At 41.4% G+C, this 24,940-nt stretch carries 23 protein-coding genes; 11 read left to right on the forward strand and 12 right to left on the reverse strand.

What is annotated here, in order from left to right; translation table 11 throughout:
* The coding region (locus ACI4L0_RS08820; protein ID WP_439799800.1) for a hypothetical protein at positions 1-193 on the forward strand (193 nt) is incomplete at its 5' end.
* A 456-nt stretch (positions 194-649) separates the two neighbouring features.
* Here the strand turns inward: ACI4L0_RS08820 and ACI4L0_RS08825 are convergent.
* From ACI4L0_RS08825 to ACI4L0_RS08835, 3 genes are all read right to left on the reverse strand, one after another.
* Positions 650-1,054, reverse strand: a complete 405-nt coding sequence (locus tag ACI4L0_RS08825; protein WP_439799801.1) for a hypothetical protein — start codon at positions 1,052-1,054, stop codon at positions 650-652.
* The gene (locus ACI4L0_RS08830) at positions 1,055-1,627 is read right to left on the reverse strand and encodes a hypothetical protein (protein WP_439799802.1); all 573 of its coding nucleotides are present in this window, start codon (positions 1,625-1,627) and stop codon (positions 1,055-1,057) included. It abuts the gene before it with no gap.
* Positions 1,628-2,630: 1,003 nt separating this feature from the next.
* Entirely contained in the window at positions 2,631-4,679 is a 2,049-nt protein-coding gene (locus tag ACI4L0_RS08835; RefSeq protein ID WP_439799803.1) for a methyl-accepting chemotaxis protein, read from the reverse strand.
* Positions 4,680-5,014: 335 nt separating this feature from the next.
* Here ACI4L0_RS08835 and ACI4L0_RS08840 point away from each other — a divergent pair, with 335 nt between their 5' ends.
* Positions 5,015-6,487 (forward strand): OmpA family protein, encoded by a 1,473-nt coding sequence (locus ACI4L0_RS08840; protein ID WP_439799804.1) that lies wholly within the window; start codon positions 5,015-5,017, stop codon positions 6,485-6,487.
* A gap of 1 nt (position 6,488) precedes the next feature.
* On the forward strand, positions 6,489-7,220 hold the full coding sequence (locus tag ACI4L0_RS08845) for a tRNA threonylcarbamoyladenosine dehydratase (protein WP_439799805.1): 732 nt from the start codon (positions 6,489-6,491) through the stop codon (positions 7,218-7,220).
* Here ACI4L0_RS08845 and purN read toward each other — a convergent pair.
* Positions 7,195-7,821 carry a phosphoribosylglycinamide formyltransferase gene (purN, locus tag ACI4L0_RS08850; RefSeq protein WP_439799806.1) on the reverse strand — a complete coding sequence of 209 codons (627 nt, stop codon included), beginning with the start codon at positions 7,819-7,821 and terminating at the stop codon, positions 7,195-7,197. The genes ACI4L0_RS08845 and purN overlap by 26 nt on opposite strands.
* Positions 7,814-8,923, reverse strand: coding sequence for a phosphoribosylformylglycinamidine cyclo-ligase (purM, locus tag ACI4L0_RS08855; protein ID WP_439799807.1), 1,110 nt, complete (start codon positions 8,921-8,923; stop codon positions 7,814-7,816). The genes purN and purM overlap by 8 nt, the downstream gene beginning before the upstream one ends.
* A 208-nt stretch (positions 8,924-9,131) precedes the next feature.
* On the opposite strand from purM, the gene pth reads away from it, so the two are divergent.
* From pth to ACI4L0_RS08885, 6 genes are all read left to right on the forward strand, one after another.
* The gene (pth, locus tag ACI4L0_RS08860) at positions 9,132-9,782 is read left to right on the forward strand and encodes an aminoacyl-tRNA hydrolase (RefSeq protein ID WP_439799808.1); all 651 of its coding nucleotides are present in this window, start codon (positions 9,132-9,134) and stop codon (positions 9,780-9,782) included.
* 51 nt (positions 9,783-9,833) lie between these two features.
* Entirely contained in the window at positions 9,834-10,652 is an 819-nt protein-coding gene (mazG, locus tag ACI4L0_RS08865) for a nucleoside triphosphate pyrophosphohydrolase (RefSeq protein WP_439799809.1), read from the forward strand.
* A 197-nt stretch (positions 10,653-10,849) separates the two neighbouring features.
* On the forward strand, positions 10,850-11,461 hold the full coding sequence (locus ACI4L0_RS08870) for an ATP-dependent Clp protease proteolytic subunit (protein ID WP_439799810.1): 612 nt from the start codon (positions 10,850-10,852) through the stop codon (positions 11,459-11,461).
* 4 nt (positions 11,462-11,465) lie between these two features.
* Positions 11,466-12,401: a GNAT family N-acetyltransferase gene (locus tag ACI4L0_RS08875; RefSeq protein ID WP_439799811.1), complete on the forward strand. Its 936-nt coding sequence runs from the start codon at positions 11,466-11,468 to the stop codon at positions 12,399-12,401.
* Between the two features lie 62 nt (positions 12,402-12,463).
* Positions 12,464-13,300: a DbpA RNA binding domain-containing protein gene (locus tag ACI4L0_RS08880; protein WP_439799812.1), complete on the forward strand. Its 837-nt coding sequence runs from the start codon at positions 12,464-12,466 to the stop codon at positions 13,298-13,300.
* On the forward strand, positions 13,297-13,959 hold the full coding sequence (locus ACI4L0_RS08885; RefSeq protein ID WP_439799813.1) for an MBL fold metallo-hydrolase: 663 nt from the start codon (positions 13,297-13,299) through the stop codon (positions 13,957-13,959). The genes ACI4L0_RS08880 and ACI4L0_RS08885 overlap by 4 nt, the downstream gene beginning before the upstream one ends.
* Positions 13,960-14,089: 130 nt before the next feature.
* On the opposite strand, the gene ftsH is transcribed toward ACI4L0_RS08885, so the two are convergent.
* From ftsH to ACI4L0_RS08905, 4 genes are all read right to left on the reverse strand, one after another.
* Positions 14,090-16,135, reverse strand: coding sequence for an ATP-dependent zinc metalloprotease FtsH (ftsH, locus tag ACI4L0_RS08890; RefSeq protein ID WP_439799814.1), 2,046 nt, complete (start codon positions 16,133-16,135; stop codon positions 14,090-14,092).
* Between the two features lie 273 nt (positions 16,136-16,408).
* A complete protein-coding gene (locus tag ACI4L0_RS08895; protein ID WP_439799815.1) occupies positions 16,409-17,320 on the reverse strand; it encodes a carbohydrate ABC transporter permease in 912 nt (303 codons plus the stop codon).
* A gap of 11 nt (positions 17,321-17,331) precedes the next feature.
* On the reverse strand, positions 17,332-18,309 hold the full coding sequence (locus tag ACI4L0_RS08900; RefSeq protein ID WP_439799816.1) for a carbohydrate ABC transporter permease: 978 nt from the start codon (positions 18,307-18,309) through the stop codon (positions 17,332-17,334).
* 157 nt (positions 18,310-18,466) lie between these two features.
* Positions 18,467-19,795, reverse strand: a complete 1,329-nt coding sequence (locus ACI4L0_RS08905; RefSeq protein WP_439799817.1) for a carbohydrate ABC transporter substrate-binding protein — start codon at positions 19,793-19,795, stop codon at positions 18,467-18,469.
* A gap of 250 nt (positions 19,796-20,045) precedes the next feature.
* Between ACI4L0_RS08905 and ACI4L0_RS08910 the strand changes: the two genes are divergently transcribed.
* Together ACI4L0_RS08910 and ACI4L0_RS08915 are read left to right on the forward strand one after the other, a co-directional pair.
* Positions 20,046-20,687, forward strand: coding sequence for an HAD family hydrolase (locus ACI4L0_RS08910; RefSeq protein WP_439799818.1), 642 nt, complete (start codon positions 20,046-20,048; stop codon positions 20,685-20,687).
* An 81-nt stretch (positions 20,688-20,768) separates the two neighbouring features.
* Complete coding sequence (locus ACI4L0_RS08915) at positions 20,769-21,377, forward strand: HAD family hydrolase (RefSeq protein WP_439799819.1); 609 nt, start codon at positions 20,769-20,771, stop codon at positions 21,375-21,377.
* 27 nt (positions 21,378-21,404) lie between these two features.
* On the opposite strand, the gene ACI4L0_RS08920 is transcribed toward ACI4L0_RS08915, so the two are convergent.
* The 3 genes from ACI4L0_RS08920 to ACI4L0_RS08930 form a co-directional block, all read right to left on the reverse strand.
* Positions 21,405-22,244 (reverse strand): M15 family metallopeptidase, encoded by an 840-nt coding sequence (locus ACI4L0_RS08920; RefSeq protein ID WP_439799820.1) that lies wholly within the window; start codon positions 22,242-22,244, stop codon positions 21,405-21,407.
* Positions 22,237-22,569, reverse strand: a complete 333-nt coding sequence (locus ACI4L0_RS08925) for an STAS domain-containing protein (protein WP_439799821.1) — start codon at positions 22,567-22,569, stop codon at positions 22,237-22,239. The genes ACI4L0_RS08920 and ACI4L0_RS08925 overlap by 8 nt, the downstream gene beginning before the upstream one ends.
* A 165-nt stretch (positions 22,570-22,734) precedes the next feature.
* Positions 22,735-24,939, reverse strand: coding sequence for a PP2C family protein-serine/threonine phosphatase (locus ACI4L0_RS08930; protein WP_439799822.1), 2,205 nt, complete (start codon positions 24,937-24,939; stop codon positions 22,735-22,737).
* Position 24,940 lies beyond the last annotated feature (1 nt).

Here is a 24,940-nt window from a genome sequence, read left to right on the forward strand (position 1 = left end):
CTTGTCAACTCCCGGAACGCCTTTTTTTCAGTTTTTTTCGCTTTTTTTTGCACGGGAAGCCAGCCCCGGCGCGGCGGAAAGGGATACTGCGGCTCATGAAGCACTTTTTATTGATCAGTTACAAATTTTCAATTCATTATATCTTCATGAATCCAATCCCGCCAAACGGCCGCCGTTCGCAATCAATTCTTAAGTCAGCTGGCATCAATAAACAAAAACCGTCCTCAATTTCATTTATCTCAAGTAATAATGACATAGCTAAATCTCTTTTAGTTAAAACTCCGCAGGAATAAGAAGTCCGCCAATTTGCAGGGGGGGGGATCAACTGCCAAATCCAGCAATTTATATTAATTTTCTTCCCCGTTTTATAAAGCTTCAAGTAATTTTTATTTAACTGAAAAGAATAATCTAGATATTCTAAGACAATAGTATCTTTTTTTTCGACAACCTATTATATAAATTGTCAAAACTATTTTTACAACTTGAAAATAAGATGAGAAATAAAAAAGAAACAACGAATGAATAATATTATTTTCCATAGACATAAAATTGCGCAGTGGTACAAATTGCTATTTGTGGGAGAAAAATAGCGCGTTTTCAGACAAGCTGAAAACGCTAGATGTAGTGGTAATCCAATTCAAAACTTTAATCAGTTTTCTTTATTTATGATACATTCTAATTGTTTTTTTGCAAGATAAGTGTAAATATCTGAAAGTGCATCATATTTCAAGTATTTTTTATTTTTTGCATCATAAATTATATTCTTTGCAAACACTTCATACTCATAAATTATGCCATCTGCATTTACAGTTATTTTATAAAACCCTTCTTCACATCTATCTTTGACAGGAGTATAGAAATGAGCAACTGATGATTTTTTGATATTTTGAAAAAGAAAATCGGAAAAAGATTTATCCTCATTATCATAAATTGTAAAACTTGAATTCTTATATCCAATTGGAAAAAGCTGGATTTTTATTGATATATTTTGGGTATTTGCAAAAGACATACTTAATAATAAAAGAAGTGCATATATAATAATTTTCTTTTTCATTTAATTATCCTCTTTTGTAATTTCTTTGCAATAACTCTTCAGATTGCGTGATTGCCTGTCAAACCATCCCCAACCATTAAATCGTTTTGTTTCACCTGTGGTTGTCGTGTCTTTCCAACCAACAACATCTACATTACACCCAAACGCTTCTTCCCATTTTTTCTCATTGTCATTTTTTTTCCTATCGCTTCCACCTTGATAACAATTTTCAAATATTACAATCTGAAGGGTATCACTAACTTTTATATTTTCTAAGTCTGCGGGAGAAAAAGTTCCTCCATCGGCAGTTTCAATAAATCCAGTTTTGCCACCATGTCCGCTAATTACAAGCATTTTTATCTCTTTATCTTCTAACGCAGCTTTGATGTCTTTAAGAGTTCCTGCTTCAATGACATTTACAGAAATGCCTTTTTCCTGTAAATATTTTATTTCGTTATTTATAGAATTTCGTTCGGAAGATTTCATATTCTGGTCATGTTCGCTATTTGTTTTATAAACATATATAAAATATACTTCCGTTCTTCCATCAGGGTCTATATAGCGTACCGGGTTGTTCCCAGCATAGTGGTACAAATTGCCATTTGTCTAACGAAACCCCTCTTTTTTGCCTCCTTTTGACTGATTATAGCACAAATTCTTCCGAAATTCCGCGCTTTCTCAAAGAAATTCAGATGCCCCCTTCCTGCCCTTTTCTTAATTGACTAGAATTTTCCGCCGCTATTCAGGATTTATTTTTCGTTTGAAACAGGACATCCGCTTAATCAGAAAGCGGCAAAATTCTGGTAAAAACTGTAAAATTCACGCCGAGAATTCACCAAAAACACGCCGTGTTTTAAAAAATTCACGCCGAGAATTTAAAAAAGTACGCCGTGTTTTTTTTGAAAACTGCTTTCAGGGCCGCGCTTTCCGTTCCTGTTTTGCAGAAGAATTGAGAAATTTCTATCCTGCTCTGCTGCTTTAATAAAACCATCGTCCATGCTATAAATTTGCATATACATGGACGTAATCCTTTTCTATTTTTTTTTATGATGGCAAAATTTTAGGACATTACGCCTTTTGTGTAAATTTTTAAAACTTGAAATTTGGGCTAAGTATAATTACAAAAAATATAAAAATTGATGGTGTTAAATCGGCTGAGGAACATTCTGAAACAGTATGTTTATCCTTTCAATTATAAACCTGAATATGAAGGAGTAAAATTCATATAAAAAAATATTAATAACAATTCTTTTTTTGGTTTATGCGAATTCAGTTTTCTCACATGAAAATTTATCTTATGTTATTACAAAAAGTTGTTCCAGTTATAAAATTGATATAGATAATTATGAAACAAAAAAGTTGAAGGGAGGGCAAAAAATTCATTAAAACCTATTGATTCAGCAGACTTATTACCTGAAAAAATCATTTCAATTAATAACAATGGAATAACATAGAATACGGAATATTCAAAGAATTTTTTGAAGCCTTAATGCAGGCAAGAAAGCGCGGATTCTGTCCTGAGAATTTTCCGGCATAAAAAAAAGGCAGACACCACAGCACAAAAGCCGCAATGCCTGCCGTTTTTTTTCAGCATGAATTATACCTTGAACAGACCCAGCTTGCTTTCCATAAGAGAAATATTGTCTTTAGTCTGCTGTGCAAGCTCTGAAACATTCTGTGTTGCCGCGCTTATCTGCGAGGCTCCTGCGGACATTTCATCCATGCTTCCAAGAATAATAGAAGAAACCTGCGAAACAGAATCCATTTCCTTGGTAACATTTATAATTCCAGAGTTCACAACCTTGAATTTTTCATCAACCGCAGAAGACTGATCCCTCATATCGCCAAGCGCGCTGAAAATCTGGCGGGAAGCATTTTCCTGCTCATTCATGGCATTGTCAATTTCACGGATAATTTCATCGGTTGAATTCAAGTGCAGAACAATCTCGCCGAATGCAGTCTGCGAATTCTTTGAAAGAGAAACAACGTCCTTTATTGAAGAAGAAATCTGCTTCAGCTCAGAATTGATATTCTTTGACTGCTGGCTTGATGTTTCAGCGAGCTTGCGGATTTCATTTGCAACAACAGAGAATCCTTCTCCGGCCTTTCCAGCATGGGCGGCTTCAATAGCGGCATTCATGGCAAGAAGGTTTGTTTCCGACGCAATCTGTGAAATAATCTGGTTTGCCTGGATAAGCATCTTTGACTGCTCGGCAATTTCATTTACCTTTTCATCTACGCTCGCAAGCTTTGTTTTTCCGTCGTCAACTGTATTGTTAAGAATCTTGAAGCTGTCCGACATTTTATGAACATTGGAGGACACAGAAGAAATATTTCCAAGCATTTCCTCGATAGCCGCAGAAGACTCGGCAATGCTGGCAGACTGTGTTTCCACAACATGAGAAAGCTCGTTCACGCTCGCTGCGGAGTTTCCAAGAATTTCAGTTGTGTTCGCAACAGAAACAGACTGATGCTCAGACTGCTTTTTTACGCCTTCAATATTCGCCATAATCTGTGATGTTGCGCTTGCAGATTCAGTTGTGCTTGCCACAAGATTCTGTCCGATTTCATCAAGGGAATTCTGGGCATTCTTCAGGTCAACTACAATAGCATGAACCATCTCTATGAACTTGTTGACATCCTCTGAAATTTCGCCGAATTCATTGTTCCACTTTGCATCAATGCGGGCTGTAAGGTCTGCATCTCCATGAACAAGATTCGCGACAGCCTTTCCGAGAGCATTGAGCGGCTTTATAACAAAGAAGCGCAGCAAAAGCAGAATAATAAGGATGAAAATCACACAGAAAACAATCATTGAAAACAAAACATGGGAGAATATCGAAGACACAACTGCCTTGATAAATGAAATTTCATTTCCTATAAAAAGAGTTGTAATGAATTCGCCCTTGCCGTTCTTTATAGGGAAATAATATGTAAAATACGGCTTGTTTCCAATCTCTGCGGTGTAAAGAGTGTCTTCTCCGCCTTCCGCCTTGTATATCGGAGTTTTATCCGCAATCTCAGTTCCCTGCATTCCAGGAATAGAAGTGAAGGCTCTTTTTGTGCCGTCAAATACCGTGAAAACGCATCCTGTGGACTTTGATATTTTTTCAACAAACTGGTTATTTAACACAGCCTTCTTGGAAAGGAAAGCTCCGTGAATTCTTCCGTTTCCGGTAACAGGAATTCCGCTTATATAAAATACTGTTCCGTTTTCCTGCACAAGGTCAGAATATGTTTCGCCCTTTAAAACACGAGAAACAAGACCTGTGTCAAAGCTGGCTCCTCCCACAGATGAAACAACGCTTCCGTCCTGAAAAAAGAACGCGCAGTAATCCAGAAGCTTGTCTTCCACAACATAGTTGCATATATTCTGCAGTGCCGGTGTTTTATTATAGCCTGCGGACGCATAAGTGTCCTTTGCCAACTTAAAGGCATTGCTTGCCGCATGGATAGAATTTTCCTTATGAATAGAAATTTCTTCATTCACAACAAGAACTTTATTCTTCAACTCAACCTTGAAAAAATTTGAAAAGTCTGTATTGATTCTTGAATATACAACAAACGACAAGACCATAGCAAACAGCACCAGCCCCGCAACATTCATAGACATCAAAATCCAGGAAATCTTAAACTTTTTTTTCATACGTACCCCTGTCAGAATTTAAGGAACCTCAAAAAACTGAAGTTTTTCAAGATAACTCTAAAAATGCGCTGCTCCAAGCCGCGCGCTCGCATCAGCCAAAAAACCGCTGGAACTTCCCAAGAATCATTAAAAATGAATTTCTGGAAGCCCAATAAAACCCTTTGCTCTATTTTTACAGTATTATAATATAAAATTAAAATATTTCAAGAAAATAAATTTCTTTGCCGCAAAATCCGGGAAATGCCGGATGTCCTTAAAAATTGAAAGCGAGTTTTTAGAGTTCCCTTTAATTTTCTATATAAAATGCCGAAAATATACTATAAACGGATTTTTTTATGAATACAAAGAATTTTCCATTGTGCATAGCGGCTTTTCTCTCCTGTGCCTGGCTTTCAGGACAAAGCTACATAGAGCAGTTTGATTTCACAACAGAAAGCGCGGAGCCTCTTCCTTCAGTCTATGTTCCGTACTCGGACATTGAAATTGAGCGTGAAGCGCTCATGGCTGCAAGGGCGCAGGGGCACGTATCTGAAAAAGATGCGGTGATGTCATCAATAAGCCACGTAAACTGGGTAAAAAGCACATTTTCCTCTGATGTTTCATTCGATGTGGAAAAAGCAGGAATTCCTCTTCCGAGCGGCAAGGCAACTTCCATAAAAGAAATTGAAATGAAGCTTCCGATTCTTGTAAAAAATCCGCTTCTTTCTATTTATGTGGACGATGCAAAAACACTGGGCGATCTTGTTCTTGACGGCACAGTGACACTCGAAAGCCTTACCCGGATTATCGATGTAAGCAAGAAAACGCCTACGGTATTCACAAAGGACGGGCTTCTTCTTACAAAGCACACAATAAATATGAACGACATTTCCTCAAGCCTTGTAAAGCATCACACGCCGTACGAAAAATCGCAGCCGATAGATCAGATTGCCTCAAGGGAATACACGGGAATTGTCCTTGATGCGCGCGGTCTGCTGCCTGTCCATGGAGAATTCATTGAAAGCAAAGTCTATCCGTGCCTGTTTCCCAAAGTCTGGACAGAGGACATGGAGCTTCTCTACGAGCGGAACATGGTTCAGCCTGAAATCGCAAAAAAAACAGGAATAGTAAAATATTCATCCTCTGATTTTATAGAAGACTATGACGGGCGCGCCGGAAAAGATCCGCTGTGGATTACCGTAAAAAAAGTGTACGGAATAAACCGCTGCGACCCTGTCATCTCACGGGAAGATTATCTTCGCATTGCTTCTGTTGAAAAAAACAGGGAGCTTCTGAAAAACGGAAAAGTTGTAATTCTTCTGGACAAGGAGCTTCTTGAGCACGCCGTTTCAGTTCCAAAGAAGGACAAGAATTACTACACGGCATACTATCAGCTTCAGAAATATATTCTTGAGCGCAAAATTCCCGACATCGATCTGACTGAAGTGCTAACAGGAATTCAGATTACAATGCAGAATCTCCGTTTTATCGCAGATTCCTATGAACTTCTGCCGCAGGAAAAAGGCCGCATATCGCAGATTGCAGAGTCCCTGAAAAAAGTGACATCCTCGGGCGAATACACAATTCTGATTGAAGGGCACACAGCAGACGTGAACAAGCCGAACGGACAAATGACATTGAGCATCCAGCGCGCACAGGAAATAATAAAGGAGCTTTCCGCAAACGGAATCGACAAGAAGCTTTTTACATACCGCGGATTCGGCGGAACAAAGCCTGTGGCAGACAACAGCACTCCGCAGGGAAGAGCACTGAACCGCCGTGTTGAAATAATCGTAATGCCAAAAGGCAGCACAATTTTAATGGAATAGAATGAACCAGTTTTCCCGCTCTGAGCTTATTTTTGGAAAGGATGGAATTGAACGGCTTTCGCGCGCCCGGGTTGCGGTATTCGGAATCGGCGGCGTGGGAGGCTACACAGTTGAAGCGCTTGCAAGAGGCGGAATCGGAGCGCTCGACCTGATTGACAGCGACACCGTGAACCTCACAAACCTCAACAGGCAGATTATCGCCACGCACAAAACCATCGGGATGTACAAAGTAGATGCCGCTGAAAACCGAATTCACGAAATCAACCCCGGAATAAAGGTAAAAACATACAAGGTATTTTACACGCAGGACACAAAAGCCCTGTTTGATTTTTCGTGCTACGACTATGTAGTGGATGCAATCGACACAGTGGCAGGAAAAATCGCGCTTGCAGAACAGGCGCAGGAAGCCGGCACCAGAATAATAAGCTGCATGGGAGCCGGAAACAAAGTGGACGCTACAATGCTTGAGGTAGCGGACATCTACAAAACAAGTGTCTGTCCACTGGCAAGGGCTGTGCGGAAAATTCTTAAAGAGCGCGGAATAAAAAAGCTTAAAGTTGTATACTCAAAAGAAATTCCTGTAAAAACCAGTCCCACAGAAGAAACCAAGGGAACCTCAGGCAACCCTGTTCCAGGAAGCACATCGTTTGTACCTTCCGCGGCAGGCCTGATTATAGCAGGAGAAATAATAAAGGAGCTTTCAGGATTCAACACGCTCCGGAACAAACCATGAGCAGCCCTTCAACAATCGCCTCGTGCTCCAGGGGCGCAATGCGTGCATAAAGTGAATCCGGCGTGTCATCGCAAAGAACAGGAACTCTCTTCTGCACAAGAATTTTTCCTGTGTCGCAGCCGCTGTCAACTAAATGAACCGTACAGCCGCTTTCAGTTTCACCGGAGGCAAGAACAGCCTCATGCACATGATGCCCCCACATCCCTACTCCGCCAAATTTAGGCAGAAGAGCCGGATGAAGATTTATAATCCTGTCTTTATATTCCTGGATAATTTTTCCCTGTAGAACACTAAGATAACCGGCAAGAACAATTCCATCTGCGCCATATTTCTTACACTCCGCAAGAATAGCCTCTGAAACCGCAGCATTTTTTTCTTCCCTGGAAGCCTTTTCTGCCGCAGTTTTTCCCATTACACTGAAAGGGCTTTTTACCGAGCTGTCGATTCCTGCAAGCCGCGCGCGCTCCAAGGCATACGCCGACTTTGTGCTGGAAACAACCAGGCATATTTGATACGGGCAATCAGTGTGGCTTTTCTGGTAATCTATAAGAGCCTGAAGATTTGTTCCGCCGCCGGAAACAAGAACAGCAACCTTAAACATAGAATTTTGTCATTTCCTTGCTGCCCTTGAATTCACCCTTAATCACCTTGTCAGTGTGTCCGACATAGCCGATTTCGTAAGCCTTCATAACAGGAGAGCCTTTAGCCGCAAATTTCTTAGCCTTTGAATTGAATCTGTCCAAAATATCCTGCGCATTCTTTTTGCTCACCGCAAGCACAAATCCGATTCCCATATTGAAAGTTGAATACACATTTTCAGGATCCGCGCCGCGCTTTATAAGCTCGCCAAAAATCTCAGGAACATCCCATGAATTTTTCTTTATCATTGCAATGAGCTGCTTTTTGCCTTCCTTGGCATGCGGAAACATTCTGGGGATATTTTCATAGAATCCGCCGCCTGTAACATGAACCATTCCATGCACGCTTGAGCGGAATTTTTCCAGAACATCCATCACAGGTCTTACATAGATCCGTGTCGGCTCAAGAAGAACTTCCCCGATTTTCCGTTCCTTTCCGCCGATAGTGATTTTTTCCTCAAAGTCTGTAACAAGCTTTCTGATCAAGGAATAGCCGTTTGAATGAGGCCCTGTGGAAGAAAGACCGATCAAAACATCGCCTTCCTTGATTTTCTTTCCATCTATAATATCTGACTTTTCTGCGATTCCCACACCAAAGCCCGCAAGGTCATATTTTCCGTCATCGTAGAAGCCCGGCATCTCGGCAGTTTCTCCGCCAAGAAGAGCGCATCCTGCATCAACGCAGCCGTCAGTAACGCCCTTTACAAGTTCGCCTGCAATCTTTGAATCAAGTTTTCCGCATGCAATATAATCAAGAAAAAAAGATGTCTTTACGCCGCTGCACAGAATATCATTTACGCTCATCGCAACGCAGTCAATTCCAACTGTATCGTATATGCCCATCTGAAAAGCAATGTCAAGCTTTGTTCCAACTCCGTCAGTTCCGGACACCATGACAGGATTCTTCATATTTTTAGGAACAGCAAACATTCCATTGAAAGCTCCAAGCTCTGTCAGCTGCCCCGGAATTCTCGCGCGCTCCGACTGCTTCTTGTATTTATCAACAGCCTTGTAGCCTTCGTTAACATCAACACCAGCTTTCTTGTAGTCAAATTTTTCCGCCATGATTCCATTCCTTAAAAAAGTTATAGAGTTCTCTCGAAAAACTTCAGCTTTTCGAGTTTTCCTTACAGAAGCCGCCTGAAAACCGCGTTCAGAAACTTCCTGCCGTCTACTATAGCGTTTATTTTCTTATTGTTCAATCAAAAGAAAAATTCAGGAAGCGTTTTTACGGCTGATTGCTTTTTGAATTTTTATAGCCTATAATGGCGGCATGATTCAGCTAGTTGCATTTTTGGGAAACTACGGAAAAGAATACTCGGGAACAAGGCACAATGCTCCCTGGATATTTGAAGAGCAGCTTCCTTTCGCTTCAAAAATTTTATGGCAGAAAAAGCACAAGTCGGAATTTGCGTGCATGGATTTTTCCACGGTAAAAAGCTGGCTTGCAGAAGCAGGTTTTATAAAGCCCGAGCAGAATTCCCCGGCCGGCGCGCCAGAAAAAATATTTTTCATGAAGCCGCTGACCTACATGAACCTGAGCGGAGAAGCTGTGGGAGAAGCCGCAAGATTTTTCAAGCTCAAGCCGGAAAACATTCTTATTGTGCATGACGAAATAGAGCTGCCGCTTGGAACTTTAAGCCTGAAATGGTCGGGCGGATTGGGTGGACACAACGGACTCCGCTCGATAAAGGAAAACCTTGGAACCACGGATTTCTGGCGGATGAGGCTCGGTGTCGGAAAACCGGCGCATGGAAATGTCGCTGACTTTGTTCTCGGCGAATTTTCCGCTGATGAAAAAATCATTCTTTCTCAGGTGTTCCCCCAGGCGGAAATTCTTTTTTCAAAGCTTTTATTTTCTTCCCAGCCTGAAAAGCTTGTCAACGAATGGAAGAAAAAAAAGGTCATCCCCGAAACAGCATAAGAAAATCTTGGAAAATTCCAGTTTTCTAGATTTCACAGCCAAAGCAGAAATATGGAAAAATCAGAGCTTACAAAAAAAATCGAAGAGCTTTCCCGGCCGGCCGCTTCGTTCAACAGGCTTTACGAGCTTGCAAAAATTCTCAGGCGGCAGTGTCCATGGGACAAGGCTCAGACACCCCGGACACTCAGAAGCACTTTAATAGAAGAAACTTTTGAAGTCATAGATGCTATCACAGAAGAAAATCCCGGCCACGTGCGTGAAGAGCTGGGCGATGCGCTGTTTAACCTTGTCTTTATAGCGAACTGCTTTGAAGAAAAAGACAGCTTCAGCATTTCACAAAGCCTGGATGAAGTCTGCGAAAAACTGATTCGCCGCCATCCGCATATATTCGCAGGCACAGGCGAAGCAAAATCTTCCGAGGATGTAAAAGCGCAGTGGGACACAATAAAAGAAAATGTCGAAGGCAGAAAATCCCGGAGCGCGCTTGATTCTGTTCCAAAAGGATTTCCTCCGCTCTTAAAGGCCTTCAAGCTTCTAAAAAAAGCCGCAAAATCAGGATTTGACTGGAAAACACAAGAGCAGGCATACAAGAAAATTGAAGAGGAGCTTGAAGAAGTCCGGGAAGCAGACCCCGGCCACATTGAAGAAGAAGTCGGAGATCTGCTGCTGTCCTGTGTGAATCTGAGCCGCAAGCTTGGAGTAGATCCTTCTGCTGCGCTTGAGCTGGCATCAAACAAATTCAGCGGCCGGTTCAAATTCGTTGAACAAAAAATGAAGGAAAGCGGTCTTGCAATGCAAAGCGAAAACACAGACAGAATGTTGGATTTTTGGAAAACGGCAAAAATTATTGAAAATGCAGACAATTTATAGTATATTCTAGGAAAACGCTGGAGCCGGCTGCGGATTTTCAGCGCAATATAATATCTGCTGTTTTGCAGTATTAAAAAAAAGGAAACTTGAAAAATTCCAGTTTTCTCAAGTTTCCCGGAAAAAAAACAAGGTCGCACTGGTTACTCGGTGCTTTCCTGGCATGACTGCGCTTAGCCTGCGGTCTTTTTGGAGTAAAAATGATTAAAAAAAACAACAGCATCACCCTTGAAGAAGAAAAGGAAGAAAAAAAATCTGAAAATGCCGCTCCAGATCCTCTTGCAGAAAAATTTCTGAAGACACGGCAGATTCTTTTAAGCGGTGAAATCTGCGAGGAACTGGCGGAAAAAATCATGCGCCAGCTTCTTATTCTTGAAGCAGACAGCGACAAGCCGATTTACCTCTATATTGACAGCCCCGGCGGAGATGTTTACGCGGGATTCGCTATTTTTGATGCAATCCGCTTTATAAACGCGCCTGTGTACATAATAGGAACCGGCCTCATAGCAAGCGCGGCGGCTCTCATTCTTCTTTCTGTGCCAAAGGAGCGCAGACTCGGATTTCCACATTCAAGCTACCTGATTCACCAGCCTTCAAGCGGAATGAAAGGTGTTGCTACGGATATTGAAATTCATGCCGCGGAGCTTGCCAAAACACGCACAAAGATAAATGAAATAATTTCCGAGCAGACAGGAACTTCCATTGAAAAAGTGTCAAAGGACACAGACCGTGATTACTGGCTCAATGCAGAGGAAGCTGTCCAGTACGGACTTATCAGCAAAGTGATTGTCAACCGGAAGGATTTGGCATAAAAAAATGACATTCGAGCTTACCGACTCCATTAAAAACGACATTATATTCGCAATGGAAGACCAGAATTCCCAGAGCGTTTTTGATGCTGAAAAAAAAAGAGTTGTAAGAATCGGAGAAGATTTTTGTTTTTCAGAAGAAGCCTTGCCGGTGGATGAAGAAAAAATATATTCCCTGCCGCGCTGGACCAGTGATGACGGATTTGACCTTATGGAGGAATTTGCCGAAAACTGCCGTTCACCGCTGGCGCGGAATGAATTAAAAAGATGTCTGCAAAGCAGAAGGGGGGTATTCAGGAATTTCAAGAATATTTTAAAAATGTATCCTGATGTTGAAAAAAGATGGTTTTTATTCAAGACAAAGAGAATGACCGCTCGCATCAACGAATGGTACAGTGAACTGTGCGAAATATGGGGCCTGGATTTTTTGGAGGAAGATTCCCAAGATGAAACAGAGGAGCTTGTCCAAAATGATTTCGAGTTCAAAGAATACGATTCTGTCAGGGACAAGGAATGTATTGACCGCACAGTTGAGATAATGGCAGAAGAATACAAAAACAGTTTTGAAGGCGAGATTGGAATTTCCATTGCTGCAATGTGGCGTTACCAGTCAGCTTTTTCCAAGAGTGAGAACAAGTATGGTTTTGTTTGCTATTCCCATACACAGGAATTTTTAGGCTGTGCATTGTTTTCTTTATGTCCGTCCCCGGCAAAAAAAACAGCTGTATTCACTGATTTTTTTGTCTTTCAGAATTACCGCGGTCTAGGCATTGGAAAAGAGCTTTTACGAAGATGCCTGGAAAATTCAAAAAAACGCGGAATTCAGTGGATTTTATTTTCAAATACAATTATTCCGGAATCCATGGAATCGCTGTTAACACAGTTTTCATTTGAAAAAATAGGATCCGGCTATATTGTAGACATATTAAAAGATTTTAACTGACTCTGAAAAGCTATGCAGCAGCGATTTCAGACAAGAGCCGTATTAAAAATAGGAGTTTGATTATGGCATACAACAACAGCCGCGAAGGCTTTAAATTGAACGAGGAAAATATCGCATCTTTTTTGGCTGATGCAGTATCACGCGTAGAAACAGCAACTAACGCAGAAATCGAAACCTTGAAGCAGATAAAAAAACTGTTTAAGAAGAATGTTCCTTTTTCACGCAGAAATTATGTTGCGGCACTTTTCATTAAAAATGCAACATCAGGCTTCAAGAGCAACCGCTTCAACCGCCTGGATAAAAACGAAAAATTTGGACGCCAAGATCGTTTTTCAAGAAATGAATCACGTCTGTCTAATAGATCCCTTGAGGAGCGGAAGGAGCGCATAGAAAAAGCTCCGCGCGTAACCATCGACCCGTCTGTAGCGGACACTATTTTTATCAGTGTAGGAAGAAGCCGCGGAGTATTCCCGCGCGACTTAGTAGGTCTTTTAGTGAGCGTTGCAGGATTGGAGCGCAGCCGTATCGGAGAAATAAGAGTGCTTTCAAATTATTCATTTATAACACTCTTTGCAGAAGACTGCGACAAGACAATAAAGGCATTGAATGAATATGAATACCGCGGAAGAAAACTCAGCGTAAGCTATTCCCGCAAAAAGGACGAAAATGAAGAGCCGCTTTCATCATCTTTCTCTGAAGCAGAGGAAAGCATTCCTTCAAATGTTGTAAATGACACACATGGTGATTTCTCCGCAAATACAGAAGAAGCAAAAATAGCCGCAGAGCAGACCGCATTTGCAGCCACAATGAGCAGCGCACCAATAGAAGACAAGCCCTATTCTGAAACAACTGATGACGGGCAGGTAAAATCTCACTTTGGCAGCGGAGATGCATATTGATAAATGCAGTTCAAACAGGGCTTTTCAGGGTAAACACGTATATTGTTTCCCTGACAGGCTCTGAGGTCTTTATAGTAGACCCTGGATTTTCCAAATTCAGCCGTGACGTAGACAGTTTTTTCGCTTATCTTGACAATAACCGTTTTGTGCCAAGAGCGGTATTTCTTACGCACGGTCATTTTGATCATGTAGCCGGACTTTCTGCGTTGAAGCAGAATTTTCCGGATCTAAAGATTTTTATTCATCAAAGCGATTCTCAGTTTCTAGGGGAAAACAGCAAAAACATTCAGAGCATTTCCCTTGAAGCCATGGACTTTTCAGTATTCCTTCCATTTGTTTCAAATCTTCCTGAGCCGGACTTTTTAGTTCAGGACAACCAGACGCTTTCGGCATATATGGACATTCCCGGCTTTTCAGACTGGAAAGTGATTCATACTCCAGGCCACACAGAAGGATCATGCTGTCTGTTTAATGAAAATGAAAAAATACTGCTCAGCGGCGATACCGTGTTTTACCATTCATGGGGGCGCACTGACCTTTTTGGCGGAAATGATTTAAAAATGAAAAGCAGCCTGCAAAGAATCTATGATGAAATTCCCCCTGAAACAAAAGTTTTTCCAGGCCACGACATGTACGGCTTTAAGCTTGAAGAGAACTAAGCTATAAAAAATCCCGGCGCAGAAAACTACACCGGGACTCTGTTAAAATTACAGCCACTGAAAAGGGAATGTCAAAAACTTGTTTTTTTGATGTTCCAAAGGCGTAATGTTTTAAACTGTGTTTTTTCCGTCAAGAAGAAACCTTCTTTTTAGCACGGGGTTTTACAGTCCGCTTAGGCTTTGCCTCTGTTTCTGAGGATTTTGAAATTTCAGCGCAGTGATTTTCAGCCTCAAGGATTTCCATAAACTCCTTCCGCTCCATTGTTTCCTTTTCAAGCAGCCGCTGCGCAATATACTCAAGAAGACTGCCGTGTTTTTTCAATATCTTTATAACAAACTGATAACGTTCTTCCATTATCCGGGCAATCTCTTCATCGACATATTTCTGAGTATCCTCGGAAAATTCACGGACAAGCTCAGGCTCCTGTGCGCCGTAGCCCCTTCCGCTTTTTCCAAGAGTCACGTTCTTGAATTTTTCGCTCATTCCATAATCAGTAATCATGCGCTTTATAATATCCGTTGCCCGGCTGATATCATTTGAAGCGCCTGTGCTTATTTCGCCAAAAATTATCTGTTCAGCAGCGCGTCCGCCCAAAAGAACATCAACCTGCCCCATAAGCTCCTTTCTGCTATACAGAAACTGATCATCCTCGGAACGCTGCATAGTATAACCCAAGGCGCCCATGCCGCGCGGAATAATTGTTATCTTATGAACAGGATCGCTGCCCGGTGTAAATGCAGCAACCAGAGCATGGCCGGTTTCATGATACGCAACAATACGACGTTCATTTTCCTTTACAACGCGCGATTTCTTCTTAAGACCGACAATGGTTTTCTCTATGGCTTCATCAAAATCTTCCATAAGAACCACCTTGCGCCCAGCCCTGACAGCAAGAAGAGCAGATTCATTGACAATATTCGCCAGATCCGCACCTGCAAATCCGCTTGTAGAATGTGCAACAGCAGAAAAATCAACACTTGGATCAATTCTGACATTCTTTGCATGAAGCCTGAGAATTTCCTCACGGCCTTTTACGTCAGGCTTGTCAACAACAATCTGCCGGTCGAATCTTCCAGGGCGCAGCAAAGCAGGATCCAGAATATCAGGACGGTTTGTGGCAGCAAGAATTATAAGCCCCTTTTCATTGTCAAATCCATCCATTTCAACCAAAAGCTGATTCAAGGTCTGCTCACGCTCATCATTTCCGCCAAGATTATTGACACGGCTTTTTCCGATCGCATCAAGCTCATCGATAAAAATAATGCAAGGAGCTTTTTCACGGGCGGCGCGGAACAAATCACGCACACGGCTTGCGCCAACACCGACAAACATTTCAACAAAGTCAGAGCCGGAAATTCTAAAGAACGGAACAGCAGCCTCACCGGCAACAGCCCTGGCAAGCAGAGTTTTTCCAGTTCCGGGCGGTCCGACCAGCAATGCGCCTTTTGGAATTTTTCCGCCAATATCGGTATATTTTTTGGGCTGCTTCAGGAAATCAACAAGCTCCATAAGCTCTTCTTTTGCTTCATCCACACCGGCAACATCCTGAAAGCGGGTCTTTACTTTTCCTTCGTCAACGGCCTTTGATCTTCCGCCGCCGCCAAGGATAGACCCCATTCCGCCCATGCCGCCGCCCATTCGCCTGAAAATAAAGAAATACATCAGGAAAATAAAGCCAAACGGAATGACAAGATTCAGCAGAAGCTGCACAAGATAATTGTTCTGGCGTGCCACAAATTTATAGTCAACACCTTTTTCGTCAAGAAATTCAATGAATCCTTCCATAAGGACACCTGAAGTCCTATACACACCAACAGAATCGTTTGAAATTGACATGCCCATAAAACCAAAGCGGGATGGCTGGGCAGCACCGGAAGAATTGGAAGTATAGCCTGTAAAATAACTTTCCCCAAGCTCCACACGGACAATTTTACCCTGATCTATGAGCGACCTGAACTCTGAAAAATCAATCAAATCACTAGGTCTAGATGAAAACATCATATTCACAGCCAGAAGTATACCTGCAAGAATCAGGAGTATCGTCCAAAACGGAGGCATTTTCTGCGGATTTCCAGGGCCTTTTTTATCACCTTTTTCATTATCTATAGAAAGCTTGAAAAAATCATAAGGGTCATTTTCATTCTGTTTTTTTTCATCATCTTTTTTTTCGTTCATTTTTACCTCAGGCAAAATTTCAATATAACAGGGAATCTCGAAAAAATTCAATTTTTCCAACAAATAATATACACTATATTGGAAAACAGAGCAATTAAGAATAAGTGAACAAAGGTGATTTTTGCGCAGAAACTGTCAGGCAAATTTTAAATGCAATTTTTTATGCCGCCATTTAAAGCTGACATAAAAAAACAGCCAGACCGCAAAGCAGCCCGGCTGTTTTCAATATAAGGAATCAAAGAAATTCTTTTTTCTGAGGCTCCCTATAAAACACTACTCTTTTACACCACCAGCTGTTACACCGCCAATAATATATCTTGAAAGCAAGAAATATATAATAATCAGCGGAAGAATTGCAACTGTCATAAGAGTATAATTAACACCCAGGTCAAACATCATATAATCTGCAGAACGGGCATTTGCAATAACAATAGGAACAGTCCAGAGCCTTTTGTCGCTGATTACAAGGGCTGGAATAAAGTAGTTGTTCCAAGATGTGACAAATGCGAAAATCGCTTGGACAGCAAACGCAGGCTTCAGCATAGGACACACAATCGCATTAAAAGTATAAAACTCATTGCTTCCATCTACACGGGCAGCTTCAACTATCGAGAAAGGCAAAGTTGCTTCCATAGACTGATACATATAGAAGAAGACTATCGGCGCTGCAATTGCCGGTATAATAAGCGGAATGTATGAATTCAAAAGATTGAGCTTCATAATCAACTGCAAAAATCCGAGCGTAGAAACCTGTGTTGGAACCATCATAACAGCCATGATGAATTTAAATGCGCCTTTCTTGCCTTTGAAATTATACATATAAATTCCGTAAGCTGTCATAGCACTGAAATACGTTGTAAAGGCCGCTGTGAAAACCGCAATAAGGAAGCTGTTTCCCAGACCGCGGAAGATAGGATAGCTTGTTCCATAAACCTTCCGCTCAACCTGCTGGCCAGCAACAACATCAAACCATCTTTCAGACTTTAAAAACTGCTTGACATGGAGCCAGAACTCCGTTCCCGGAATAGCAGAAAAGCCACTCTGGATCTGAGGATGCGAACGGGTTGAATTGATAACCATAATATAAAATGGAAACAATGAAAGAACCGCCAGAATTCCTAAAACAGCATAGCAGATAAATCTTCTGGTAGACAACATTTTTGCCTGACTTTTTATTTTCTCCATAAAATTATCTCCTATCTCTTATTCTGATATTTGCTCATTGTAATTTTATAAACAAAACCGCTCAAAATACCGGTAACTGCAAACAAAAGAAGCGATATTGCTCCGGCAGGACCATAGTTCTTATTCTGAAGATGCGCATTAAGCTTCATGATGATAGTCATTGAAGTTCTATCCGGACGACCTGTAGCATTGGTCAAAATCTGCGGAACATCAAACATCTGGATACCACCGATCAATGAAGTAATGAAAACATATACAAAAATAGGAAGCAGCAATGGCATGGTCACTTTAAAGAATATCTGGGAAGGAGTAGCGCCGTCTATGCGTGCTGCCTCAAACAAACTGTTGTCAATTCCCATAACACCAGCCATAAGCATAATGGTTGTATTGCCGTACCACATAAGGAAGTTCATGGTAGCTACAAGCGTTCTTGTCCATGCAGTTGAGTTAAAAAAGTAGATTGGCTTCATCGGTTCTTGAATACCTGCAGCAATAGCAGCCGCATTTGTCCTGTCAACAAGGGAACGCAACATTCCATTTACAGGGCCATTTGGAGAAAACAGCGTGAAGAACAGCATTGCAAATGTAGCAGCCATTATAAGGTTTGGCATATATATAACAGTCTTGAAGAAGCTCTGCCCCTTGAGGTTAAGCTCTGTGTTTGTAAACCAAACCGCAAGCAAAAGCGAAATTACAATCTGCGGAACGAATCCCATGACCCACATTATCAAAGTATTAAGAAAATATTTTCCTAAACTGTCATCTGCAACGAAAATAGCTTTAAAATTCTCAAAGCCAATAAAAGTAGGTCCTACTGTAGTAAGTCCTACACGGTAATACTCAAACAAGCTAAAAATAAAAGTTGTTAAAAGCGGAATGAGCGAAAATACAAGATAAACTATAAAGAACGGCGCAATAAAGAAATAGCCCCAGTTATCATATCCAATGGCATTTTTTCTTTTTGTACCTTTTTTGATATCGTTTTTCATTAAATCCTCTCAAAAGTAATAGCAACACATCAGAGGGAAGTATTTCTATTGAAAAAAGGGTAAAAAAAATGCCACCCAAAAAAGGCGGCATTCTTACTTTCTGCAACCTTGAGACTGGAACCATTTTCATGATTCCAGTTAAAAGTATTACATCAGCTTATCTAGACAAGTTTGGATACAATTCTGTAATAGAAGTATAGAAATTGTTCCATGCCTGATCCAATGTTACCTGTCCGTTGAAGTAGTCAGCCATAGCAGCCATGATCTTTTCTGTCATACCCTGGTCATACATAGAAATGCAGTTCTTGTTGATAGAAGCTGCTGAATCAATAAATACAGCCATGTGGTTCTGTCCACCCAGGAATGGGCTCTTGTAGTCAGAAGAAGCAACTTCACGCATTGCAGGCTCGTTGTTTGTAAAATCACTCATCTCTGTAGCAATGCGAACCATTGTATTCTTATCGCATGTAAGTGTGAGCATGATGTCTTTGATCAAATCAACATTGTCTGAACCTGCTGCACCGCAAAGCCATGTTCCACCCCAAGAGAATCCCATAGGTCCTTTGCAGAATGCCCAGTCACCATAAGATCCGTTTCCAACAACATTGCCTTTTGCAGGGTCATCAAGTGTGTTAGGAGCAAGACAGAAGTCAATAAACCAAGCTGGTCCGAAGTAACCGAATACTTTTCCGTCTTTCTTTGCACCCTGGAAGCTTTCTGCAGACCAAAGGTTTGCCTTGTTGTTGTATCCCTTGTCTGTGTATGTCTTTGTCATGTCAATCCAGCGCTGAATCATCGGATCTACTTTAATCTTGTTTCCAACAACCCACTTTGTCTTTATATTGTCAGAGAATACACGGAATGCATCATCGAAACCAGAAAGCATGAAGTATCCCTTTGCCTTTGCCTTTGCAGCAACTGCATCAAATTTGTCCCAGTTAGAAAGGAGCTCCTGTACTTTTGCTGGATCGTCTGTTCCAAGAACATCTTTTGCAATCGAGCGGCGGTAAATAAATCCAGCCGGACATGCCTGCCAAGAAACACCTTTAAGAACTCCCTTAGAGTCTGTCATGATGTCTTTTGTGTACTTGAACTGATTAGCCAAATCAGCTTTTGTAAGACCAATGTCTTTTACAACATCAAGTGTGTAAGGTGTATCAACATACTTCAATGCATAGTCAGCTTCAACAAGGAAAATATCGATCTTTTCATCTGCTGGCTTTGAATTCTGCTGCAAAAGAGCCTCATCGAGCTTGTTCTGGTAAGCATTTCCCTGGTTTGGTGTCTGAACAAAGTTTACTTTTACACCGGCAGGAAGTTTTGACTTATAGTATTTTTCAAAACGTGCAGGGAATTCATCATTCCAAACAGCAATATTCAATACTTTTCCACCGTTGTTCTTTGAAGTCTTTTTTGACCAAGGTGCAGATGTTGCAACAGATGCAACCAATGCAACTCCCAATACTGTAGCTACTAATTTTTTCATGCAATTGCCTCCTTCATTAGTAATGCATAAACCTTTTTTTCAAGGTGATTTTTATTATAAATCAGAATTTTTCTTTTGCAACAAAAAAAAAGCGAAAAAAAACAATTTTTGTGGAAACGTTACAAACACTTCAGCAAAAAATTCGCAAGGAAAAAACTTCACCAGCGGAGATAAAAAAATACGCGCCGGTTCAACTTTCCGCTAAAAATAATTATAGACGAGTTTTTAGAGATACCCTATAATATCCGCCATGGAAAATAACAGCTTCAATGAAATTATCCTTGATATAGATGGAACAATATGGAACACAACAGGAATTGTTGCAGTTGCATGGAACAAGGCCATTGAAATGTCAGGCCTGAATGCAAAGAAAGTCAACGCCCAGATTCTTCAGCAGGAATTTGGAAAAACTATGGATACAATAGCAAATGATCTGTGGCCACAGCTGACAGAGCCGGAGCGCAAGAATCTTCTTTCATATTGCTGCACCGAAGAGCAGATTGCAGTACGGAACAACACACTTGATATAACGTACCCGGGTGTAATTGAAACAGTCAGGGAGCTTTCTGCATCCGCTAACTTTTATATAGTAAGCAACTGCCAGAATGGGTACATTGAGCTTACACTGGAAAAAACAGGGCTCGCTCCGTTTATAAGGGACTACGAATGTTTCGGGCGCACAGGAAAATCAAAGGCGGAAAACATCCAGATTCTCATGGCAAGAAACAGAATCACTTCGGCTGTGTACATCGGGGACACACAGGGAGATGCCGATGCCTGTAGCCAGGCTGGAATTCCGTTTATATGGGCGGCTTATGGATTCGGGAAGGTTTCGCGCTGCATAGAAAAACTTGAAAAATTTTCAGACTTGAAAAAGCTGCTTGCAAAATAGATTATGGCTGCCCCAAAAATTTTATCCGGGGCGACAGAAATCGATATTATGAATCGGACTTGCGGATTATCAGGAGGAAAAATGCTTTACATTTTTGACATGGGCGGGGTTGTAACCACGACTGCGGTTTTAGATGAAAAACTGTGCAGAGTTCTGGGCATCTCAATCGAGGAATTCAAAAGAATCTGTGGCAATAAAACAGGAGAAACTTCAAATCAGCTTGAAAGCCTTGGATTGTTTAGGCTGTGTTCAGATGGAGTGATAGACTCAAAGGAATTCTGGGCTGAATTTTCCAAAAGGAGCGGAATCGCAGTAAAAACAGACTGGTTCAGATATCTTTTTCATCCAGTGCTTAACGAAAAAACAGCGGCAATAATAAAAAAACTCCGGCAGGCAGGAAACAGAGTTGTCTGCGGAACAAACACAATTTCAGCGCATTATGCAAATCACCTTGAGCGCGGCGACTATGCGATTTTTGACCAGACCTACAGCTCTTGCCACATGGGAGTTTCCAAGCCGGACAAGGAATTCTGGCGCATCATACTTGAAGCAGAAGAAGCGCAGGCTGCGGACACTGTATTTATTGATGATAGAAAAGAAAACTGCGATGCCGCCGCAGCCCTTGGAATTCATGCAGTTCAGTTCACCACTGCGGAAAAACTGGCGGAAATTTTAGGCGTAGAAATATAGCGAAAATCCGAGCCTCCGCTGCGAACGCTAATCAGTGTTTTTCCAGCAGCCTATAAATTCAAGCATAAACTGCTGAATTCCATTGAACCATTTCTGCTGAAAACGGCAGGCGGATTTTCCAATATAGCGGAAATGCCAGCACTCCCAGCGGTAACCGGTGACATCCTCATATCCCTGCGGAAAAGAAAGAGACCATCCATAGCGCGCAGCATTTTTGTAAATCCACTGCCCCATCTGGGTTTTATCAAAGTCATCGGAAACAGATCCAAAGTCAACCGCAGTGCCGAGCTGGTGCTGGCTTGTTCCAGGCCGGGCGCTTTCACGTTCAGCTTCCTCAATGCCGTCCACGCTCACCCAGTAATTAAAAATATTTTCCTGATACGAATAGGAGCGGTAGGCGGAGCTCACCAAAAGTCTGATTCCATCATTCAAGGCAGCGGCCGCCATTTCATTCAAGGCGGAATAGGCCTCAGGGCGCAGTTTCATTCCTTCTTTGTTCAAATCAAACAGCGGATTTTTTTTCAGCAAAACCAAATTCACGGGAACATAAGAAGATTCCGCGGGATGCTTTTTGTCTATCAAAAAAAACAAGCTTTTGTCATCGCCTGAAAATGATTTTTCTTCATCTAGAATTTCTGAAAGCTCCTGTAAGAATTCGCCCCTGTTTTGCGCTGAAACACAAATGTCACGCTTTGCGCGCTCAGACATTTTTTCATACACCCTGATGAATTTTTCCTCCATTGGATTTATAGAAGGCGAAACTGAAGGCGCAGGTGCCACGGATTTGGCATAGGCATTTTTGGAGCATCCTGAAAAAACAACAAGGACACCGGCAAAAAACGAGGCAAGAAAATTCAGCCTAATCATCCGAAACCTCTGTTACAGAATGAATTATATGGAACATATCAAAAAAGCCCGTCCGCTCCAAAGCCTGCTTTATAGCAGACGAAGGATTCATTACAAAAAGCTTTGTTCCGGAAGCTTCGGCATCATTATGTCCTGCCAGAATAAGTCCAAGCCCGGAAGAATCAACCTGGACAACCTGGCTTGCATCAAGGACAACATTCGCATCAACTATATAAGTAAAAAGCTTTGTCTGAAGCTCAGAAATTGTATATGAATTCAAAGAGCCGGTAAGCTCAAGAAGCATATAGTTAACACCTATTTTTTCTTTCAACGCAAGCTGGTCCATTTTTTTCTCCCTTTTAAGCAGCTTCCCGGCGGAAAGCGCAGTCGATAAGGAAGTTTGCAACGCAAACCTTTAAAGGCTCTCTAAGCTATTTTTTGCATTTTCCGTAAAACACTAAAACAGCAGATGCTTGGAACCTCAAAAATTTTCCGAGGTTCCTTAATACTTTTATTCAGCCGCAGCAGCAGTCTGAACGGCCTGATTTCCAAAATACTTCATTACAAGAATAGTAATATCATTTTCAAGCTCCTTTGATGTAAATTCAACAAGAGCATCATAAGTGAACTTGGCCATTTTTTCAGCAGGATAGCCGGAATTTTCCATCAGCGCAGTCTGGGTTCTTGTTTTTCCAAAAATGTCGCCGCGCAGGGACTTTGTATCGATGATTCCGTCTGTAACAATCATAACGATATCGCCTTCTGCAAGTTTGATTTTCTTGACCTTGATATACGGAGCAACATCCTTCACAAAGCCAAGAATATGGCCTTCGCCCTGAACTTCAATGACATTATTGTAAGCGCGGGTGTACACAAGAAGCGCAGGAATTCCGCAGTTGATATAATACATTGTGTCCGTGGCAAAATCAAGAATTCCAAATGTTCCCGCAAAGAAAGTTCCCTTTGGAAGATTTTCGCGGATAAATGTATTCACCTTTGCCACAAGAAGCTTGAAGTCCGTTGTTTCAGAAAGGAACGTTCTGATGATTGACTTCAGAATAACCATTCCCATGGAAGCGGCGATACCTTTTCCGCTCAATGCGCCAATGACAAAAATATGCCGGGTATCTGTAAGGCGAATCATATCTACAAATTCACCGCCGATGTTGTGCGCCGGAACCATGAGATAGCCCGCGTCGATTTTCTTGCTTTTTATTAAATCCATGTTTTCCTGAATGGAAGTAATAATCTGCCCAGACATCCTGATTTCACGGTTGACGGTTCCAACGACAGCCTCGTTCATGATATTCTTTACGTAATAGCCTACAACAAAGAAATTCGAATAGAATTTATTGAATACTTCATAGTCATACTCGGAATAAATATTTCCGCTCACTTTTTTTCCAAGAAGAATCAAGCCTATGAACTGGCGGCCTTCGTTCAGCATGATAAAGGCATCAGTATTTGTAGTGTCCATCAAATCAAGAATCTTGTCCTTTATTGAAGCCAGGGAGTTGCTGTTCTGCGCATGCTCCCTGAAAACAATCTGGCTGTGGTTGTTCAAGAGAACATCAGCTATGGACTGGTCATTTGGAATTGAAAAATTCTTTTCTCCATCTGATGAATATATGCAGTTAATGTTTCCAACGCCGTCATCAATAAGAATCTTCATGGAAGAAGAGCCGACATATTTTTTAAAGACGTTGAATACACTCTCTGTGATTTCAGCAGGCTCCTTGTTGAAGTCTATGGCGGCTATGTCGCGCTCAAAATCCTCGGAATACATCTTGTTTCTGAAAAGCTCTGAATTCTTGAACTTGCGGCGGAACATCATAAGCACACCAAAAACAACCGCAATGCTCACATAAAGAAGCAGCTCAAAAATCAAAATATTCTTTCCGAGCGGCAAAAGAAGAACAAAGAACAGAGCCGACACAGCGATAGGAAGAACAAAGCCTGTCAGAAAGCGAACAAAGCTCATCAGCAGAATCCGCGCATCAACAATTTCATCATTTTTGCTTGAGCGGGCAAACAGGCACATCTCAGGAATAAAGCCAATAGCCACAAAGTTGTTAAGAACAGGCTGCACTTCAGAGCATATATAGATATACCAGAAAACAACCCAGGAAAGCATGACTCCAAACACATTCTGAATCATATTCTGCTGCTTAAGCTTGGAAACTGAATTTTCCGCGCGGACAAAAACCATAATCGAAGTAAAAGCCGGAACAGCAATTCTGTATATAAAATTATAAAGCTCAAGCCACGAAAATTTGAACACGGCATTCAAAGTTCCCTTAAACACGGTTCCTGAAGAAATTTGAAGAAATCCACTCTTGGACAAAGAAATCGACGTGAACGAATTCTGTGCAAAGAAAACAATGTAAAGCGCCAGAATAAAAAGCGAAAACTGGAAGAAAGAAAGCCAGCGGGATTTTTTGTAGTCAGGGAAAATAAGCATGTACTTGCAGCAGGACACAGAAAAACAGCCCATAATCATATAGGTGAGTCTTCCGAACAGAAGCGCAAACTGCATGGAATTTTTAAGGCACAAAACAATCGTGAGCGCCATAAAGAAAAATATCACGCCAAACAGAAGAAACAGGTTTACAAGGTTGGCATTTGACGAATTTTCTTCCCTTATGTTTTTATCAATGCTGAAAGAAATATAAACTAAAATAGCACAAATAATCGTATTTATAATTACATAGATCATT

Source organism: Treponema sp., assembly GCF_051883275.1.
Lineage (GTDB): Bacteria > Spirochaetota > Spirochaetia > Treponematales > Treponemataceae > Treponema_D.

What these genes read in the sequence shown, in the direction of transcription:
- ACI4L0_RS08915 (WP_439799819.1), top strand. Translation starts at nt 20,769, where the DNA reads ATGCTTTACATTTTTGACATGGGCGGGGTTGTAACCACGACTGCGGTT.
- pth (WP_439799808.1), top strand. Translation starts at nt 9,132, where the DNA reads ATGATTCAGCTAGTTGCATTTTTGGGAAACTACGGAAAAGAATACTCG.
- ACI4L0_RS08880 (WP_439799812.1), top strand. Translation starts at nt 12,464, where the DNA reads ATGGCATACAACAACAGCCGCGAAGGCTTTAAATTGAACGAGGAAAAT.
- ACI4L0_RS08870 (WP_439799810.1), top strand. Translation starts at nt 10,850, where the DNA reads ATGATTAAAAAAAACAACAGCATCACCCTTGAAGAAGAAAAGGAAGAA.
- ACI4L0_RS08925 (WP_439799821.1), bottom strand. Translation starts at nt 22,569, where the DNA reads ATGGACCAGCTTGCGTTGAAAGAAAAAATAGGTGTTAACTATATGCTT.
- ACI4L0_RS08895 (WP_439799815.1), bottom strand. Translation starts at nt 17,320, where the DNA reads ATGGAGAAAATAAAAAGTCAGGCAAAAATGTTGTCTACCAGAAGATTT.
- ACI4L0_RS08835 (WP_439799803.1), bottom strand. Translation starts at nt 4,679, where the DNA reads ATGAAAAAAAAGTTTAAGATTTCCTGGATTTTGATGTCTATGAATGTT.
- ACI4L0_RS08875 (WP_439799811.1), top strand. Translation starts at nt 11,466, where the DNA reads ATGACATTCGAGCTTACCGACTCCATTAAAAACGACATTATATTCGCA.
- ftsH (WP_439799814.1), bottom strand. Translation starts at nt 16,135, where the DNA reads ATGAACGAAAAAAAAGATGATGAAAAAAAACAGAATGAAAATGACCCT.
- ACI4L0_RS08930 (WP_439799822.1), bottom strand. Translation starts at nt 24,939, where the DNA reads ATGATCTATGTAATTATAAATACGATTATTTGTGCTATTTTAGTTTAT.
- ACI4L0_RS08825 (WP_439799801.1), bottom strand. Translation starts at nt 1,054, where the DNA reads ATGAAAAAGAAAATTATTATATATGCACTTCTTTTATTATTAAGTATG.
- ACI4L0_RS08920 (WP_439799820.1), bottom strand. Translation starts at nt 22,244, where the DNA reads ATGATTAGGCTGAATTTTCTTGCCTCGTTTTTTGCCGGTGTCCTTGTT.
- mazG (WP_439799809.1), top strand. Translation starts at nt 9,834, where the DNA reads ATGGAAAAATCAGAGCTTACAAAAAAAATCGAAGAGCTTTCCCGGCCG.
- ACI4L0_RS08900 (WP_439799816.1), bottom strand. Translation starts at nt 18,309, where the DNA reads ATGAAAAACGATATCAAAAAAGGTACAAAAAGAAAAAATGCCATTGGA.
- ACI4L0_RS08905 (WP_439799817.1), bottom strand. Translation starts at nt 19,795, where the DNA reads ATGAAAAAATTAGTAGCTACAGTATTGGGAGTTGCATTGGTTGCATCT.
- ACI4L0_RS08910 (WP_439799818.1), top strand. Translation starts at nt 20,046, where the DNA reads ATGGAAAATAACAGCTTCAATGAAATTATCCTTGATATAGATGGAACA.
- ACI4L0_RS08845 (WP_439799805.1), top strand. Translation starts at nt 6,489, where the DNA reads ATGAACCAGTTTTCCCGCTCTGAGCTTATTTTTGGAAAGGATGGAATT.
- purM (WP_439799807.1), bottom strand. Translation starts at nt 8,923, where the DNA reads ATGGCGGAAAAATTTGACTACAAGAAAGCTGGTGTTGATGTTAACGAA.
- ACI4L0_RS08840 (WP_439799804.1), top strand. Translation starts at nt 5,015, where the DNA reads ATGAATACAAAGAATTTTCCATTGTGCATAGCGGCTTTTCTCTCCTGT.
- purN (WP_439799806.1), bottom strand. Translation starts at nt 7,821, where the DNA reads ATGTTTAAGGTTGCTGTTCTTGTTTCCGGCGGCGGAACAAATCTTCAG.